This is a genomic window from Desulfovibrio simplex, assembly GCF_055387835.1.
In genome coordinates, this window is the sequence record NZ_AP042377.1 from 904354 (window position 1) to 920113 (window position 15760).

15 protein-coding genes are annotated in these 15760 nt (G+C 57.9%); 12 read left to right on the forward strand and 3 right to left on the reverse strand.

Annotated elements, in window-relative coordinates:
• Positions 1-196 precede the first annotated feature (196 nt).
• Positions 197-478 carry a hypothetical protein gene (locus tag ACZ5DH_RS03735; RefSeq protein WP_464255813.1) on the reverse strand — a complete coding sequence of 94 codons (282 nt, stop codon included), beginning with the start codon at positions 476-478 and terminating at the stop codon, positions 197-199.
• Between ACZ5DH_RS03735 and ACZ5DH_RS03740 the strand changes: the two genes are divergently transcribed.
• Both ACZ5DH_RS03740 and ACZ5DH_RS03745 read left to right on the forward strand, forming a co-directional pair.
• On the forward strand, positions 470-1303 hold the full coding sequence (locus ACZ5DH_RS03740) for an AraC family transcriptional regulator (RefSeq protein ID WP_464255814.1): 834 nt from the start codon (positions 470-472) through the stop codon (positions 1301-1303). The two genes, ACZ5DH_RS03735 and ACZ5DH_RS03740, sit on opposite strands and share 9 nt — an antisense overlap.
• A gap of 40 nt (positions 1304-1343) precedes the next feature.
• Complete coding sequence (locus ACZ5DH_RS03745; protein WP_464255815.1) at positions 1344-1985, forward strand: LysE family translocator; 642 nt, start codon at positions 1344-1346, stop codon at positions 1983-1985.
• A 609-nt stretch (positions 1986-2594) separates the two neighbouring features.
• Here ACZ5DH_RS03745 and ACZ5DH_RS03750 read toward each other — a convergent pair.
• Together ACZ5DH_RS03750 and ACZ5DH_RS03755 are read right to left on the reverse strand one after the other, a co-directional pair.
• Positions 2595-3380, reverse strand: coding sequence for a translation initiation factor 2 (locus ACZ5DH_RS03750; RefSeq protein WP_464255816.1), 786 nt, complete (start codon positions 3378-3380; stop codon positions 2595-2597).
• Between the two features lie 20 nt (positions 3381-3400).
• Positions 3401-4642 (reverse strand): HD domain-containing protein, encoded by a 1242-nt coding sequence (locus tag ACZ5DH_RS03755; RefSeq protein WP_464255817.1) that lies wholly within the window; start codon positions 4640-4642, stop codon positions 3401-3403.
• A gap of 263 nt (positions 4643-4905) precedes the next feature.
• On the opposite strand from ACZ5DH_RS03755, the gene rplM reads away from it, so the two are divergent.
• From rplM to ACZ5DH_RS03805, 10 genes are all read left to right on the forward strand, one after another.
• A complete protein-coding gene (gene rplM / locus ACZ5DH_RS03760; RefSeq protein WP_464255818.1) occupies positions 4906-5340 on the forward strand; it encodes a 50S ribosomal protein L13 in 435 nt (144 codons plus the stop codon).
• 13 nt (positions 5341-5353) lie between these two features.
• The gene (rpsI, locus tag ACZ5DH_RS03765; protein WP_183718183.1) at positions 5354-5746 is read left to right on the forward strand and encodes a 30S ribosomal protein S9; all 393 of its coding nucleotides are present in this window, start codon (positions 5354-5356) and stop codon (positions 5744-5746) included.
• A gap of 314 nt (positions 5747-6060) precedes the next feature.
• Entirely contained in the window at positions 6061-7854 is a 1794-nt protein-coding gene (locus ACZ5DH_RS03770; RefSeq protein ID WP_464255819.1) for a YcaO-like family protein, read from the forward strand.
• Positions 7855-7973: 119 nt separating this feature from the next.
• Positions 7974-9119 (forward strand): ABC transporter substrate-binding protein, encoded by a 1146-nt coding sequence (locus ACZ5DH_RS03775; protein ID WP_464255820.1) that lies wholly within the window; start codon positions 7974-7976, stop codon positions 9117-9119.
• Positions 9120-9249: 130 nt separating this feature from the next.
• On the forward strand, positions 9250-10143 hold the full coding sequence (locus ACZ5DH_RS03780; RefSeq protein ID WP_464255821.1) for a branched-chain amino acid ABC transporter permease: 894 nt from the start codon (positions 9250-9252) through the stop codon (positions 10141-10143).
• Positions 10143-11183: a branched-chain amino acid ABC transporter permease gene (locus ACZ5DH_RS03785; protein WP_291301406.1), complete on the forward strand. Its 1041-nt coding sequence runs from the start codon at positions 10143-10145 to the stop codon at positions 11181-11183. Before ACZ5DH_RS03780 ends, ACZ5DH_RS03785 begins: the two co-directional genes overlap by 1 nt.
• Entirely contained in the window at positions 11180-12001 is an 822-nt protein-coding gene (locus tag ACZ5DH_RS03790; protein WP_464255822.1) for an ABC transporter ATP-binding protein, read from the forward strand. Before ACZ5DH_RS03785 ends, ACZ5DH_RS03790 begins: the two co-directional genes overlap by 4 nt.
• A gap of 54 nt (positions 12002-12055) precedes the next feature.
• Positions 12056-12778 carry an ABC transporter ATP-binding protein gene (locus ACZ5DH_RS03795; RefSeq protein ID WP_464255823.1) on the forward strand — a complete coding sequence of 241 codons (723 nt, stop codon included), beginning with the start codon at positions 12056-12058 and terminating at the stop codon, positions 12776-12778.
• Positions 12779-13160: 382 nt separating this feature from the next.
• On the forward strand, positions 13161-13892 hold the full coding sequence (locus tag ACZ5DH_RS03800) for a sulfite exporter TauE/SafE family protein (RefSeq protein ID WP_464255824.1): 732 nt from the start codon (positions 13161-13163) through the stop codon (positions 13890-13892).
• A gap of 143 nt (positions 13893-14035) precedes the next feature.
• Positions 14036-15343 carry a lactate racemase domain-containing protein gene (locus ACZ5DH_RS03805; RefSeq protein ID WP_464255825.1) on the forward strand — a complete coding sequence of 436 codons (1308 nt, stop codon included), beginning with the start codon at positions 14036-14038 and terminating at the stop codon, positions 15341-15343.
• The last annotated feature ends 417 nt before the right edge of the window (positions 15344-15760 follow it).

Consider the following 15760-nt stretch of genomic DNA (forward strand, 5'->3'; position numbering starts at 1 on the left):
GTAAAAGGGTCTCCGCCCCCACCCCCTAAAACTTTTATTGTGGTTATCTAGAGCATTTTTACTTTGAAAAAGTGTAAATGCTCTAACGCTGCACGAAAGTGCAGCGCGCCACAACGTGGCGTGGATTCAGCCGGAAATCGCATTTTTCGGCTGAATGAAAACTTTGAAATGTGAAGCATTTCAAAGTTAATCTGCTCTAGAGCGCCAAGGGTTTTCTGATCCGGAGCGAGGGGCCAGAGACAGCGTCTTCGGGCATCACACCGATTGAAGTTGGCCCGCTCCAGATGCCACAGAAGATGTTGATGCCGTCGTTTTCGGCTTTCCGGCTGTGCGCTTTCGCGTTTCTGGCAATGAGCGCAGCCGTTTCGGTCGTCAGCGTCTGGCCGCAAGCATTAGCAAAGGTCGTTGAAGTCTGACGGGGCGCTGCATCAAAAAAACCGGTCCGTTTTCCTTTATTATTGGTGCAGCCATGCCGCATGAATCACATCTTGCCGTACAGAAGTTCGCCGTTCCGCAGTCCCTACCCTTTGTGGAGGTGCGGACAACCCTGAACAGTGTGCAGCCCTACGCGGAGCATTTTCATTCCAGTTGGTCACTTGGGGCTATTCTTGAAGGGCGCACGCAGTTTCGGCTTCACGGTCAGGCGCACGAGGCGCAGAAGGGCGACCTTGTGCTTATCGGGCCGGGCGTCGCCCACAGTTGCAATCCTGTGGACGGGCAGTCCAGAAGCTACCACATGGCGCACGTGGATTGCCGCTGGTTCGCGCAGCGTGTTTGCCCGGTTTTGTGCCTGCCGGAAAACTGCGAGGCGGCGCTTCCCCTGATTCGGGATAGCGAGCTTTTTGCGGGTGCCCTTGAAGTCATACAGGCAATGCTGGCTGGTCAGGCGCACAGCGAACAGGCGCTGCTGGATCTGCTGGTTCGATTGCAGCTTGCTCACGGCTGCTTCAGGCCCGCCGCCGGGGACTGCGCCAGCACCGCGCGGTTTTTGCCCGTCGGGGAGGAGGGCAGCCTGTCCACTGAGCGTCACGCTGTGTCACAACTGGCTGAAATATCCGGTCTGCGCCGCGAAAGCTATTCCCGCGCCTTCAGGCGTGGCACAGGGCTGCCTCCGGCAAGCTATCTGCACTGTCTGCGCCTTGAAAAGGTCCGTCGCCTGCTGCGCCAGGGCAAAAGCATCGCGGAAGCCGCCGCCGCTGCCGGATACGCGGATCAGAGTCACCTGCACCGCATGTTTGTGAAGTTCTATTCTGTGACGCCAGGCTGCTATCGCAAGGGCGCGTCACATTCGTACAAGAAATAATCCGGCAGGGGAGTAAGGTCTGTGCAGGAGGCATCATCTCATGGCACAGATTCTCGCGGAGTTCATAGCTCCCACATTTCCCGCGCTGGCGCTGGCGCATTTTATGGCCTTGCTCAGCCCCGGCCCGGATTTTTTTCTGGTGGTGGGGCATGCGGCACGGCGTGGTTTGCGCGGGGCCGCGTTCATCTGCCTTGGCATAGCGCTGGGCAATGCCCTGTATATTGGCCTTGCCATTTCGGGCTGGTCGTTCATCCGGCAGTGGCCGTGGCTTTATCGCTGCATGGAACTGGCTGGCGCGGGATATCTGCTGTGGGTGGGCTGGGCTCTTGTGCGCTCCGGGCGGCAACCGGCGAGTTTTCACCTTGGCGCGGCCGCGCCCCTTGCGGCTGGCAGGCAGCTGCTTACCGGGCTGGCATCGGCCCTGCTCAATCCCAAGAATGCCATTTTCTATCTCACGCTCATGACCACCATAATGGGATCAGCCGCCAGCTTGAAACAGCAACTTTTTGCCGGCGCGTGGATGGCGGGACTCGTTTTTGCCTGGGACGCCGGGCTTGCCGCCGCCATTGGACACCCGGCGGTGCGGAACCTTTTGAGCAGACGTCTGGCGCTTGTTGAAACCCTGGCCGGGGCCTGCCTCATGATAATGGCGGGCCTGCTTGTGGCAGTGCCCTTGCTGTGAGCGACGTATGATTGAAAATTTTTTCCGGCAGTGCCCAATCAGGCATGCGCTGCAGTAAGGACTCCACAACACCGCATGGCGGAAAAGCACCGCGTACAACGGTATGGCGCATGGGCAGGAAGGGGGAAACTTTGATGGGCGCGGCGAGCGCGAGAGCAGATAACTTTGAGATGGAGTGATGGCTGGAAGCCCCTGTCTCTGAAACCCCGCTCCAGATCAGAAAACTCTTGGCGCGTTACGTAACTACACCAGGAGTTTTAGGGGGTGGGGGCGTGGGGGAGGAGACCCTTTTTTAGGGCATTTAAACTTTGAAAAAAGTTAAATGCCCTAACGCTGCATGAGAGTGCAGCGCGCCACAACGTGGCGTGGATTCTGCCGAGCCTTAGCCGTTGCGACGAAGGAAGCTACGGATAAAGACAGCGATTGGTTAATCGAACGGACAGCCTACTGATGGCTGTCGCTATCCGTAAGCGGCAAAGAGCCGCTAACGGCTACCGCAAATCGCATTTTCGGCAGAATGACAACTTTGAAATGTGAAGCATTTCAAAGTTAATCTGATCTAAAGGGGGTCCCTCCCCCACAGAGCCTTTCTTCCCCCCAACTCTTACTCTATTTCCGCAAAATGGTTCGCAGGGTTTCCGCCCTTGTGCCTGAAAGTCCCTTGAGTTTTTGCTGCACGCGCTCTTGGACGGCTTCATGGCGCGGGCTCATTTCGTACAGGGAGGCGGCGGCTGTCTGGCTTACGGAAAAAGCCGGATCATTCTGCCTGCCGCTGGAATTGAGGTCGGCGTAGCGAAGGGCCGCGTCAATGATGGCGTCCAGATAGGCGACATCGCCCGAAGCTGTATACGCGGCCCAATACATTTGCAGGACGGTTTTTTCGCTGGTGATGTCCCATTGCAGCAGAGGCGTGGGATTATGGCGGATCTGCTGCAAGAGTATGGCGTCCTGTTTGTCCAGCAACTGGTCCATAAGGGCGGCTTCATCCGTCAGCTGGGCCAGGTGTACGGCCCAGGCAAGGGTGCGTTTGCCGTCTCTGCTCAGCGTGGGAACCTGCGCCAGCAGCGTCTGGCGGGCTGTGGGCTCAGACTTGAGGGCCTCGGCAAGAAACGCGGCCAGGGTGAGCTGTTTTTGCCGGTCATACAGGACGTTCTGCGCGTCAAACGTGCGGAGAATGCCCGGCAGGGTTTCAGGCCGTTTTTCCTTGTAATAGTACTCCATATCCCGTGCGTAAAAAGAAAGTCCCTTGGAGGCGGTGAGGGCCAAAGCTTCTGTGGAGGGCACAAGCCATACCGTCAGTGCGAGCAGCAGGACGAGCAGGGCTGTCCGGCCATGCGTTGCCGCGCCGGGAAAAGGGGTGGGCAGAGTGGTAGAAAGGCGTGTGATGGTGTGCATGGCGGTGGTATGCCTGGCGGCTAGTCAAAGTCTGCCAGAAGGGAGTCCAGCTTGAGGCAGGTGAGGGGGCTTTGGCGCAACAGGGTCAGCAGGCGAACGCGGGCTTCAAGCAGGTGCGGTGATGAAACGCCGTTGCGGATGGAACTCTGGGCCTCAAGAAAGGCCGCGAGGTTGTCGCAATCCTTGATGAGGCGGCCATCCTTGGGGTCAAGCGCATCTGAGTTGCAGCCGTGCTGCAATGCGGCGAAGTCGTCAATTTTTTCAATCTTGCCGTTGCGTCGCACGCATTCCTGAAATTCAGACTGTACCTCAAGCCCGAGGTAGTAGGATATGCGTTCCACCAGCGCGGTGAAGCCCTGCTGGCGAAGAGGGGTGAAAATGCGGCGCTCCAGCTCTTTTTCTTCATATTCTTTAATAATCTTGGGTAGATCTGCCACGGATCGCTTGACCGGCGAGATAATGTCGCGGGTGAGCACCTCGGGCAGGTCATGAAAAAGCCCACAGAAAAAATTATTGTTGGCCCGTGCGGGGCAGGCGTTTACAGACAGGCTGAAAAAATAGGCGAAGCTGGCCACAATGAACATGTGCCCGAGAACGGAGGTGGCCGGAATGCGCGGCGCTTGCGTCCAGCGTATCTGAAAGCGCAACTGTCCGCAAAGGTTGGCCAGGCGGATAAGCGCCGTGCCCTGTTGGCGCATCTGGTCAAGGCCCTTCAGTTCGCTGAAGCTGTCCAGCCTGTCCACAAAGGACTGGCCGATATCGTCCATCTCTTCGTCAAAAGGGCTGTTGAGCGGCTTGATGAGGTTGAATTCCCATTGTGAGGCGTAGAGGTGGGCGGCGGTGAGTATGCGGCGGGGCAGGCTGTCTTCGTCGGGACTGTGGTGCCAGCGGCACATGCGCTGCCAGAAGTCCCCAAGAGGCGACAGGGCCGGTTGCAGCCGTTCCAGCACGTGTTTGGTTAACTGGCGGTGCTGGTCGGGATTCTCTTTGATCTTGTAAAAGATGGGGGGCTTGATGTCGGTGATGATGAGGCGGTAAAAATAGTCGAACAGCCCGCCTTCAATGATGTCGTTGGCAAGGCGAACCCGCTTTTCTTCAGGCATACCGAGAGAATTTTCATGCCACAGCACGCAGGCCAGCAGCATCTTGTGTGCCTGCTTGTCGGTTTCAAGCAGTTCCACGGGACGGAGCTTGTCGTTCCAGCGCAAAAGATACGCGCCTGAAAAAATCAGCTGAAGCAGGCTCTTGCGAATATCCGCCATACTTTCTCCGGGTACGGGTCGGAAAAACAGTTGGCAGTATAGGGGCAGATGGGGTAAAGCTCAAGGGCTTCATGTCATTGCCTGAGGTTACGGCCTGTGAGAGGATAATGGCGCGGTTGCTCTTGACAGTTTCTGGAGTTTGCCGTATTGAAGCCATCTTTACTGCGATAAATGTCGTCACCCCCGTTCGACGGCGCATCGCGCAATGAACTTTTTTGCAGCCCGAGGGCTGCTGATATTTGCAGATGTGAGGAGTCACTCCGATGAAGACGTTCAGCCCCACCCCCAAAGACATCAATCGCGAATGGTTCGTGGTTGACGCTCAGGATCAGGTGCTCGGTCGTCTGGCCAGCCAGATCGCCCACCGCCTGCGCGGCAAGCACAAGCCTGAATTCGCCCCGCATATGGATAACGGGGACTTTATCGTGGTAGTTAACTGCGAAAAGATCAAAGTTACCGGCAAAAAAATGACCGATAAAAAATACTACCGGCACTCCGGCTGGGTCGGCGGTCTCAAGACCTCCATTCTCGGCGATGTGCTGGCCGACAAGCCCTCCCGCGTCCTCATGACCGCCGTGAAGGGCATGCTGCCCAAGAATCGCCTGGGCCGCGCCATGCTGAAAAAACTCAAGATTTACGCCGGGACCGAACATCCCCATACGGCCCAGAATCCCCAGCCGCTGACGCTGCCGCATTAAGGAGTAGAATGCCATGAGCGAGAAATTTGAATACGGCACCGGCCGTCGCAAGACCGCCACGGCGCGTACCCGCATCTATGCCGGTTCCGGCGGCATCACGGTCAACGGGCGTTCTTTCGAGGACTACTTTCCCCGCAAGACCCTGCAGATGATCATTCGTCAGCCCCTGGTGCTCTCCAAGCTTGCCGACAAGCTTGATGTGCGCATCAACGTGGCTGGCGGCGGCGTGACCGGTCAGGCCGAAGCTGTGCGTCACGGTATTTCCCGTGCCCTGCTGATGGTTGATCCGGCCCTGCGTCCCATGCTCAAGAAAGCCGGCTTCCTCACCCGGGATGCCCGCAAGAAAGAACGTAAAAAGTACGGCCTGCGCGCTGCCCGCGCCCGGTACCAGTACTCCAAGCGTTAATCGCTTTGCGAAAGCCCTGCATGTCAGGGCTTTCGTTTTTTATGGCGGGCCGCTTGCGGCCCGCTTTTTTGTGCATCACAGGGGCGCTGCTTTTGGTCTGGTATTTTCCCAGCAAAAATGTAGGTTGGTCTGGGCGCATCCCGCCCCAACAGCCTGAAGCAGGTTCTTTTTGAAATTGTTCTGGCGGCTGCGGGAGCAGACGCCCGCCGCGGAGGCGTAAGCGCAGTTTATCTGCGCTGTTAAACGCCGGAGCGGGCGTCTTGGAAGCATTGCGATAGATATTCTCAATGCGAAAAAACTTTGAGAGAGTTGACATGATCAGGGACGATTCTCCTTCCACCGACCACTTGCCAATGCTCGACTACGCCTATACGCACGAACAGACCGAGGCTACCACAGGATATTTTTCCTGTGTGCCGCCGTCAGATCTTGATTTTGCCGCCGCTCTGGCGCGCCTTGAAGCCGCGCCCATGGACGATTTTTTGCACCAGCATCTTTTGCGTTTGCTGAGCGCCGAAAAAACAGAGGAACTGGCCCGTCTGGCGGCCACCTGCTATGATGCGGCCAACGACGCCTTCGTACGGCCTGTTCTGGCGGCCCTGCTGCTGGAATGCGGCATTTTGCTGCCCCGGCATGCGCAGGCCTGCGCCGGATTTCCCGCCGATGCGGGCAGTCGGCTGGCTCACGCCAGTCCTGCGCTGTACCTGCGCGCGGCAAGCCGGCACGATGCGGAAGCCGGCGCCGCCTGGAGCGAGCTTTTTCGCGGCAATATCTGCGAGCATCATGCCTTGCCGCATCCATCTGAAACGGGCATTGCCCCGCTGTTCCCGGATGAAGAAATTAAAAAAACTGCCCTTGCCATGGCGGCCCACGCGGGCAGCATGACGGAACATCATGCGCGCCTGCGCGCTGACCCTGCGCCCGCCTGGGAACGTCCGCCAGCGCAGAAGACCTTTTTGAGTGCGCTGGATGCCCTTATGGAGTCGGGAACCATCGCCGGGCCAGAAATGCGGCATGAAGCTTCACTTTCGCCCATTGCCTTGTTGCGGTCCTGGCAGGTGGACATTGAGGTGTGCAGCGGCGCTGTACGCCATCGGCTGCGCGGTCAGGCCACGGCCTACGGGCGGGGGATGTCTCTGGCAGCGGCTCGGGCTTCCTACGCAATGGAAATTGTTGAAAGGGCCAGTGCCTATGTGAGCGTTGGCCCTGCCGAGGCCGGCGCAAAGGGCGAAGCAGGGCAGGTGCTTGGACGCAGGCAGGCCATGCCTCTCTACAAGGCCCGTTTTTCTGATTTGCAGGCGCAGGGCAGGGCGGCCCTTGATCCCAATCTTTTGCCGCTTGAAGCGCCGTATATGGACGCGCCCTTGCACTGGCTCACCGCCGTGGGGGCCGATGGCCGCCCGGTGCTGGTTCCGGCCCAGGCGGTGTTTCTGTTCTGCAATCTCGATGAGCCGGCCCTGTTTCTGGCAGGCGGTTCAACGGGGCTCGCTTCGGGCAACACGATGGATGAGGCCAGGCAGGCTGCGCTGACGGAAATCTTTGAGCGCGACGCCGAAGCTACCACGCCCTTCAGCCGCTCGCGGTGTTTCCGCCTTAAAAGCCGTGATGCCCGCATACAGTCCTTGCTGGATGACTATGCGGCCTGCGGCATCAGCGTGCAGTTTCAGGATATCACCACCGAGTTCGGCCTTCCCGCGTATCAGTGCTTTGTTATGGGGCGTGACGGCGGCATTGCCCGCGCCACGGGAGCCAGCCTCAATGGGCAGCGGGCGGTCCTGGCGGCGCTTACCGAAACGCCCTGGCCATATTCGACGTCTCAAAGCACGCGGCCCCGGCCTTCCGGCCCCGGCCTTGCGGGCCTGCCCGTGCGCTTTCTTGAAGACCTGCCGGACTACAGCCTCGCGTCGCCCGCAGACAACTGCCGTCTGCTTGAAGCCGTACTGGCCGACCATGGCAGAAATCCGCTTTACGTGGACATCAGCCGGAAGGATTTTGACCTGCCTGTGGTGCGGGCCATTGTTCCCGGCTTGGCCCTTACGGGTGAATGGGACCGTTTCTCACGCCCCGGCAAGCGGCTTTTCGCCCGCTATGCCGGTCTTTTTACCTGATTTTTATGAGTTCATGGGATTTTCTGAATTGCAGGCTTCGTCCAAATTGTTTAGTATACGGGTCTAGTAGCCCGCCCTTTGGCGTGGCCCTGCGAACACAAAAAACCTGGAGGGAAAGGATGAAACTGGGAAAACTTTTTGCAGCGCTGGCCGGGCTGGCGCTCACCCTTGGTTTTGCCGGCCAGGCGCCTGCCGCTGATGCCGCTCCTATCAAAATCGGCGTATACCTTCCCCTGACCGGGCAGAATGCCTTTGGCGGCCAGCTTGAGCTTGAAGGCGTTCGTCTGGCTCACAAAGAAATGCCCACCGTGCTGGGTCGTCCCGTGGATCTGGTTGTTGTGGACAACAAGTCCGACAAGGTTGAAGCGGCCAACGCCGTGAAGCGCCTTGTGGAACGTGACAAGGTCGTGGCCCTTATCGGCACCTACGGTTCTTCCCTTGCCATGGCCGGCGCTGAAATCGCCGAAAAGGCCAAGGTTCCCGGCGTGGGCACCTCCTGCACCAACCCCCTTGTGACCCAGGGCAAAAAGTACTACTTCCGCGCCTGCTTTATTGACCCCTACCAGGGCGCCGCTGCGGCCACCTATGCCCGCGAAAACCTGGGCTTCAAGAAGGCCGCCGTTCTTATGGACATGACCAACGACTATGCCGTGGGCCTGTCCAACTTTTTTTCCAAGTCCTTCAAAAAACAGGGCGGCGATGTGGTCGCTACCCTCAAGTACAGCTCCGGCGACCAGGACTTCACTGCCCAGCTGACCGAGCTGATTTCCAAAAATCCCGACATCGTGTTTATGCCCGCCTATTTTGCTGAAGGCGCCATCATCATGAAACAGGCCCGTGAACTGGGCGCCAAGTTCCGCCTCATGGGCGCGGACGCCATGGACAACCCCGACACGCTCAAGCTCGGCGGCAAGGCTGCCGAAGGCTTCCTACACACCACCTTCCCTTACGACCCCGCCATGCCCAACATGAGCGAAGCCGCCAAACGCTTCACCGAAGCCTGGAAGGCCACCTATCCTGACAAGGAAACCAACGTTAACGGCGCTCTTGGCTACAACACCTACTTCCTTATTCTTGACGCCATCAAGCGCGCCAATTCCGCCGAGCCCCAGGCCATTGCCAAGGCTCTGAGCGAAACCAAGGATCTGCCCACCGCTCTCGGCCTGCTTTCCATCAATGCCACCCACGACGCTGAAATGCCCGTGGGCATCATTGAATACAAAGACGGCAAGCGCGTTTACGTGGGTGAAGTAACACCCAAGTAAGCTGGTTGTTTTTTTCGGCCCCGCGGCGCAAGCGCCGCGGGGCGCTTTTCCTCTTTTTTGCTGCCGTCCGCGGAGGGGGTTTTGCGGCCTTTGATCCGCCGCTACCGTGAACGGCTGCCGAGGTGGCTACATGAGCCTTGACATGTTTCTGCAGCATTGTTTTAACGCCCTTACCCTGGGATCGCTCTATGCGTTGATAGCCATCGGCTACACCATGGTATACGGCATTTTGCGACTTATTAACTTTGCCCACGGCGACATTCTGATGGTTGGCGCCTATTTTGTTTTTTTTGGCACCTTTGCCTTCGGCTGGCCCTGGGCTGTGGCCGCTGTGGTTTCCGTTGCGGGTGCAAGCCTGCTGGGTGTCATCATTGAAAGGGTGGCCTACCGGCCCCTGCGTGACGCACCACGAATTTCGGCGCTTATCAGCGCCATTGCCGTGTCCTTTTTTATCGAAAGCCTGGCTGTGGTGATTTTTACCGGTCAGCCGCGTCCCGTGCTGCAACCCGACTGGCTCGTGTCTGAATGGCTGATCGGTGGATTGCGCATCCTGCCGCTCACCGCGTTTGTGCCCTGTATGACTATCGTGCTTGTGGGCATTCTGCTGTATGTGGTCTACCGTACCAAGCCGGGCCTGGCCATGCGCGCCATATCAAAGGATATCGAAACCACGCGTCTGCTCGGGGTCAAGGTGGACAACATCATTGCCCTGACCTTCTGCATCGGCTCGGCGCTGGCTGCGGCTTCGGGCATCATGTGGGCTCTGCGGTATCCCCAGGTGCATCCCTACATGGGCATCATGCCTGGCCTTAAAGCCTTCATTGCCGCCGTTTTCGGGGGCATCGGCTCCATCCAGGGGGCGGTTATCGGCGGCGTGGCTCTGGGCTTTGTAGAGATCATGACCGTGGCCTTCATGCCGGAGCTTTCTGGCTACCGTGACGCCTTTGCCTTTGTGCTGCTTGTGCTTGTGCTCTTCTACAAGCCCACGGGCCTGCTTGGCGAACGCACGGAGGAGAAAATCTGATGCGCCTGAACAGCAGCACGATCTTGAGCATACTGGCCATGGCCCTGGTGGGCTGCGCGGTATGGCAGGCGGAGTTTTTCCTTGGCGACTACCAGATTTACATCGCCAAGCTCATTTTCATCAACGCCATCCTGGCGCTTTCGCTCAACCTCATCTATGGGTTCACAGGTCTTTTCTCCCTGGGGCATGCCGGTTTCATTGCCGTGGGGGCCTATGTTTCGGCTTTGTGCATTCTGCCGCCGGAACAGAAGGAAATGATGTGGATTCTTGAACCCATAATCTGGCCCTTCTCCGAACTGTTCACGCCCTTTTGGGCCTCGGTGCTGGCCGGCGGAGTGGTCGCCACCATATTTGCCTTTTTTATCGCCGTCCCTGTGCTGCGGCTCGGGGATGACTACCTCGGCATAGCCACGCTTGGCTTCGCCGAGATCATCCGGGTGCTCATCGTCAACGCCACCCCCATCACCAACGGCTCCCTGGGCATCAAGGGCATACCCTCGCACGCCACACTTCTGGTGTGCTATGGATGGATGCTTCTTACGCTCATTGTGCTGGTGCGGCTTGTTTTCAGCAACTACGGCAATGTATTGCGCTGTATACGCGACAATGAAATCGCCGCCAGCGTCATGGGCATCAACGTGTTCTGGAACAAGGTGCTTTCGTTCTGCATCGGCGCGTTTTTTGCCGGGGTGGGCGGGGCGCTTCTTGGCAGCCATCTTTCCACCATTGACCCCAAGATGTTCAACTTTCTGCTGACCTTCAACGTGCTCATGTTTGTGGTCGCTGGCGGCCTTGGCTCGCTGACGGGCAGCCTTCTTGGCGCTACGATCATCACCATTCTTCTGGAATGGCTGCGCGCCATTGAAGAACCCATTGATATCTTTGGCCTGTTTGAAATACCGGGCATCCCCGGCATGCGAATGGTGGTCTTTTCGCTTGTGCTGCTGGGTATCATTCTGTTCAGGCGGGAAGGCATCATGGGCACAAGGGAATTGACCTGGAAACGCATAGGCGCGTTTTTGAGGAGGCAAAAGGCATGAGCGAATTTCATCTGCCCCGTCCCCCTCATTACGAAGGAGCGCTGCTGGTCGCCAAGGACGTGACCATGCGTTTTGGCGGCGTGACCGCGGTGAGCGAGCTTTCTCTGGCCCTGCCCAATGGGGGCATTGCGGGAATTATTGGCCCCAACGGCGCGGGAAAAACCACCGCGTTCAACGTTCTGAGTGGTTTTTACACGCCTCAGGAAGGCGAAGTCATCCTTGACGGACAGAGCATCAAGGGATTGAAACCTTATGACATCTGTCGGCGCGGCATGGCCCGTACCTTTCAGAATATCCGCCTTTCGCAGCATATGACCGTGCTCGAAAACATCATGGTCGGCTGCCATGTGCGGCGGCATTGCCCCTGGTGGATGGCCCCCCTGGGATTACCGTCCTTTTACCGCGAAGAGGCCGAAATCAGGGAAAAAAGCCGCCAGCTGGCCGAAAGGGTCAACCTTGGCGCGCACCTTGATGATCTTGCGGGCAGTCTGCCCTACGGCGCGCAACGCCGCCTTGAAATAGCGCGGGCCCTGGCCACGGAGCCGCGCCTGTTGCTGCTGGACGAGCCCGCCGCAGGCATGAACCCCCAGGAAAGCCTCGATCTCATGCATTTTATTGGTCATATCCGTGACGAATTTGACCTGACCATTCTGCTTATCGAGCACGACATGAAGGTTGTCATGGGCGTATGCCAGTATATCTGGGTTATGGAATACGGCGCCCTTATCGCTGAAGGCGGCCCGGATGAAATCCGCAACAATCCGGTGGTTGTCCGCGCCTATCTTGGCGAGGACATGGGTGCGGGCGGCATGTTCTGATGTGCGGCTCAAAAGTTGCCACACGGGTTGGAGATATAATGGATATGGTGCAGTATGCTTGAAATTCGTGACCTTCATGTGCGCTATGGCGGCATTCAGGCCGTGCAGGGTGTGAGCCTCAAGATTCCGCGCGGCAGTATAGTGACGCTCATTGGAGCCAACGGCGCGGGCAAGAGCAGTATTATCCGTTCCATTGCGGGGCTGAACAAAAACGTGTCCGGCGAGATCTTGCTCACCAGGCACGAGGGCGAAGCCCCGGCCTCTCTCATGGGCCTCAAGCCCGAGGATATGGTACGGCGGGGCATCTCGCTCTCACCCGAGGGTCGGCGCATTCTGCCTCACCTGACGGTGGAGGAAAACCTGATGCTCGGCGCGTACTCCCGCAGTGACCACAAGGAAATCGCGGACGACATCGAGTGGGTGTATACGCTTTTTCCACGGCTTAAAGAACGCAGCTGGCAGAAGGGCGGCACCCTTTCCGGCGGCGAACAGCAGATGCTGGCGGTGGGGCGGGCGCTCATGAGCCGTCCCGATTTGCTGATGCTTGACGAGCCTTCTCTTGGTCTGGCTCCTCTGCTGGTGCGCGAGATTTTTGAAATAATCAGGCGCATCAATGCCGATGGCAAAACCGTGCTTCTGGTTGAACAGAACGCCTATGCGGCACTTTCGGTAGCGCACTACGCCTACATTCTGGAAGTGGGGCGGGTGGTGCTGGAAGGGCCGGGCCGGAGCCTGCTGGAAAACCCCAAGGTCAAGGAAGCTTACCTGGGCGGCTAGAGCGACGTCACTTTGAAATGCTTTGTTGGGGAGGAGACCTTTTGCAAAAGGTCTCCTCCCCAACGCACCACCACTCAAAAATTTTATTGTATTTTAGAGCATTTTAACTTTGAAAAAGTGTAAATGCTCTAACGCTGCACGAAAGTGCAGCGCGCCACAACGTGGCGTGGATTCAGCCGAAAATCGCATTTTTGGCTGAATGAAGACTTTGAAATGTGAAGCATTTCAAAGTTAATCTGCTCTAGTATGGTATAAAGAATCTTCTGATCTGAAGCGGGGGGCCAGAGATTGCGCCTCCTGACACCGCTCCATCCCTAAGTTTATCTGCCCTGTAATGGGCGGATTACTCCCCTCTAATATTGCGCAGAACCTGGGGCAGACCGTGATATATGCGCTCATCGCCTTATGCGGCATCGCGGCCGGAACCGTGAGCGGAGTTGTGGGCACCGGGTCATCCATAATCCTGCTGCCGGTACTGAGTCTGGCCTTCGGTCCCAAGGCGGCCATTCCCATCATGGCCATTGCTTCAATTGCGGGCAATGCCTCACGGGTGGTAGCCTGGCGGCGGCAGATAAACCTCAAGGCCTTTGTCTGCTATTCGCTGACGGCCGTGCCTGCGGCGGTGCTGGGCGTGCGTACGCTCTGGATTATGCCTGTGGACATTTCCAACCTGTGCATCGGCCTTTTCTTTTTTGCTCTCATCGGGTTGCGGAGGGCCAGTCGTACGCGCGGCATGCGACTGGGGCCTCGACAAATGGCGCTGGCTGGCGGCTTTGTGGGCTACCTCACGGGAGTCGTGTATTCCACCGGGCCGCTGACCATTCCCATTTTTGCCGGATTCGGTCTGGTGAAGGGCGCGCTGCTTGCCACTGAGGCGGCCGCCTCCATAGCCGTGTATCTTGCCAAGGCCCTGGCTTTTGGGGCTGTGGGCGGGTTGCCTCTGCCAGTGCTGGGCAATGGCCTTGCGGTGGGGGCGGCGCTGGCGGTGGGTACCCTTCTGGGTAAACGCTTTGTACTTGGCCTGTCTGAAGCGACCTTTCGTCTTCTTATTGATATCATGCTGGCCTGCGCGGGCCTTGTGATGACGGGCAATGCGCTGTTTGCGCAGCACTGATGCCGCGCGTGACCGGAATTTTTACCACTTCACAAAACCCGGTATGAGGCATAACAGTCCCTGAACGAACTGGCGCGACGGCAGAATCATCTCGAACAAGCCACGCGCCGTATTTGCGTACAGCAACAAACAGGACACGACCCATGGCGCAGCATTACATGAAATACGGCGACAGGGAATTTTCAGTGGAGCTTGGTAGCGGCCTTATAGCGGCTGAACTGCATTCCAATACGGTTGCGCTGCCCGCAAAGAGTGCACTGGAGCATATCAACGATGCTCTGGATAACCCCATTGGTTCACTCAGGCTTGAGGAAATGCTCAAACCCGGACAGACCGTATGTATTGTCGTGCCCGATTCCACGCGCCTCTGGCAGTCGCCCGATGTCTTTGTTCCTGCCGTGGTGGCCCGCCTGAGCAAGTGTGGCATCCGCGATGCGGACATCCGCATCCTCACGGCCACCGGCACGCACCGCCCCATGTCTCGTGAGGAACACATTGCCATTGTGTCCGAAGATATCTACAACCGCATTGGGGTTGTTGACCACAAGTGCCGGGAATCGGCGGATATGGTCAAGGCTGGCGTCACCAGCCATGGCACCGGGGTGTGGTTCAACCGCATTGCCCTGGAAAGCGACCATATTATTCTGACCGGCGGCGTAGTGTACCACTTTCTGGCCGGATACGGCGGCGGCCCCAAATACCTGCTGCCCGGCATAGCCAGTTATGAGACCATTCAGAGGCACCACAATCTGGCCCTGAACAAAGGATTTGGCAGTGGCTCCAATGCCGCCGTGCGCAGCGCCAATATGGAAAGCAGCAATATTTTCCACACCGACCTTGAAGAAGCCGCGCTGCTGGCCAAACCCAGTTTTCTGCTCAACGTGGTGGTGGACGACAACTACAACATCATCAAGGCCGTGGCTGGCGACATGGTGCAGGCCCACCGCGAGGCCTGTGCCCTGGTTGACGCCATCGACGGCGTCAATGTGGCCGAGCGCACGCCTCTGGTCATTGCCAGCGCGGGCGGCGCACCCAAGGACATCAATTTTTACCAGACCATCAAAACCCTGGCCAACGCCCTTGCGGTGGTAAGCGAGGGCGGCACCATCATCATCCTGTCAGCCTGCACCGAAGGTTTCGGCAGCCCGGACACCGAGCGCCAGATTCGCGATTTTGACAATATGGAAGCGCGCGAAAAAGACCTGCGCGAGAATTTTTCCATCGGCAGCTATGTGGGTTTTCTGTTCGCGGAATCTGCGGAAAAGCACAACCTCATCATGGTCTGTTCTATGGCTGCGGCGGACTTTGCCAAAACAAAGATCCATATTGTCACAACCTTGGACGACGCTCTTGCGTTGGCAAAAAAGCTCAACGGCGGCAAAGACGTGCGCGCGACACTGCTGCCTCACGGGGCCAATACCCTGCCCAAACTTCAGGCGGCCAATCACTAGAGCCGTTTCACCTCGAAATGTTTTGTGGGGGAGGGACGTTTTGTGAAGCAGGAATGCTTTGTGGAGGAGGGAGCTTTTGCGAAACAAGAATGCTTTGTGGGGGAGGGACCCTTTTGTAAAAGGGTCTCCTCCCCCACGCCCCCACCCCCTAAAACTTTTATTGTAACTTTTTGTGGTTCAAAGATCTTTTTGTGTGAGGGGCGGGCAGCGCCTTCCGAGTATCACGTCATGCAGACCAATCACGAAAAAGTGTTTCTGCTCCGCGCAGGCTTTTGTAAAAAACGCGCAAGACATGTGCTTGGCCTGGATGTGCGCTGGGGGGACCTTTACGGCGGGGCGCAACAGGCCCGGCGGTTCGTTGTCTTGGGTGCGCGCAGGAGGGCCTTGGCGCTTGCTTCATGACGCGTTGAGAACTAT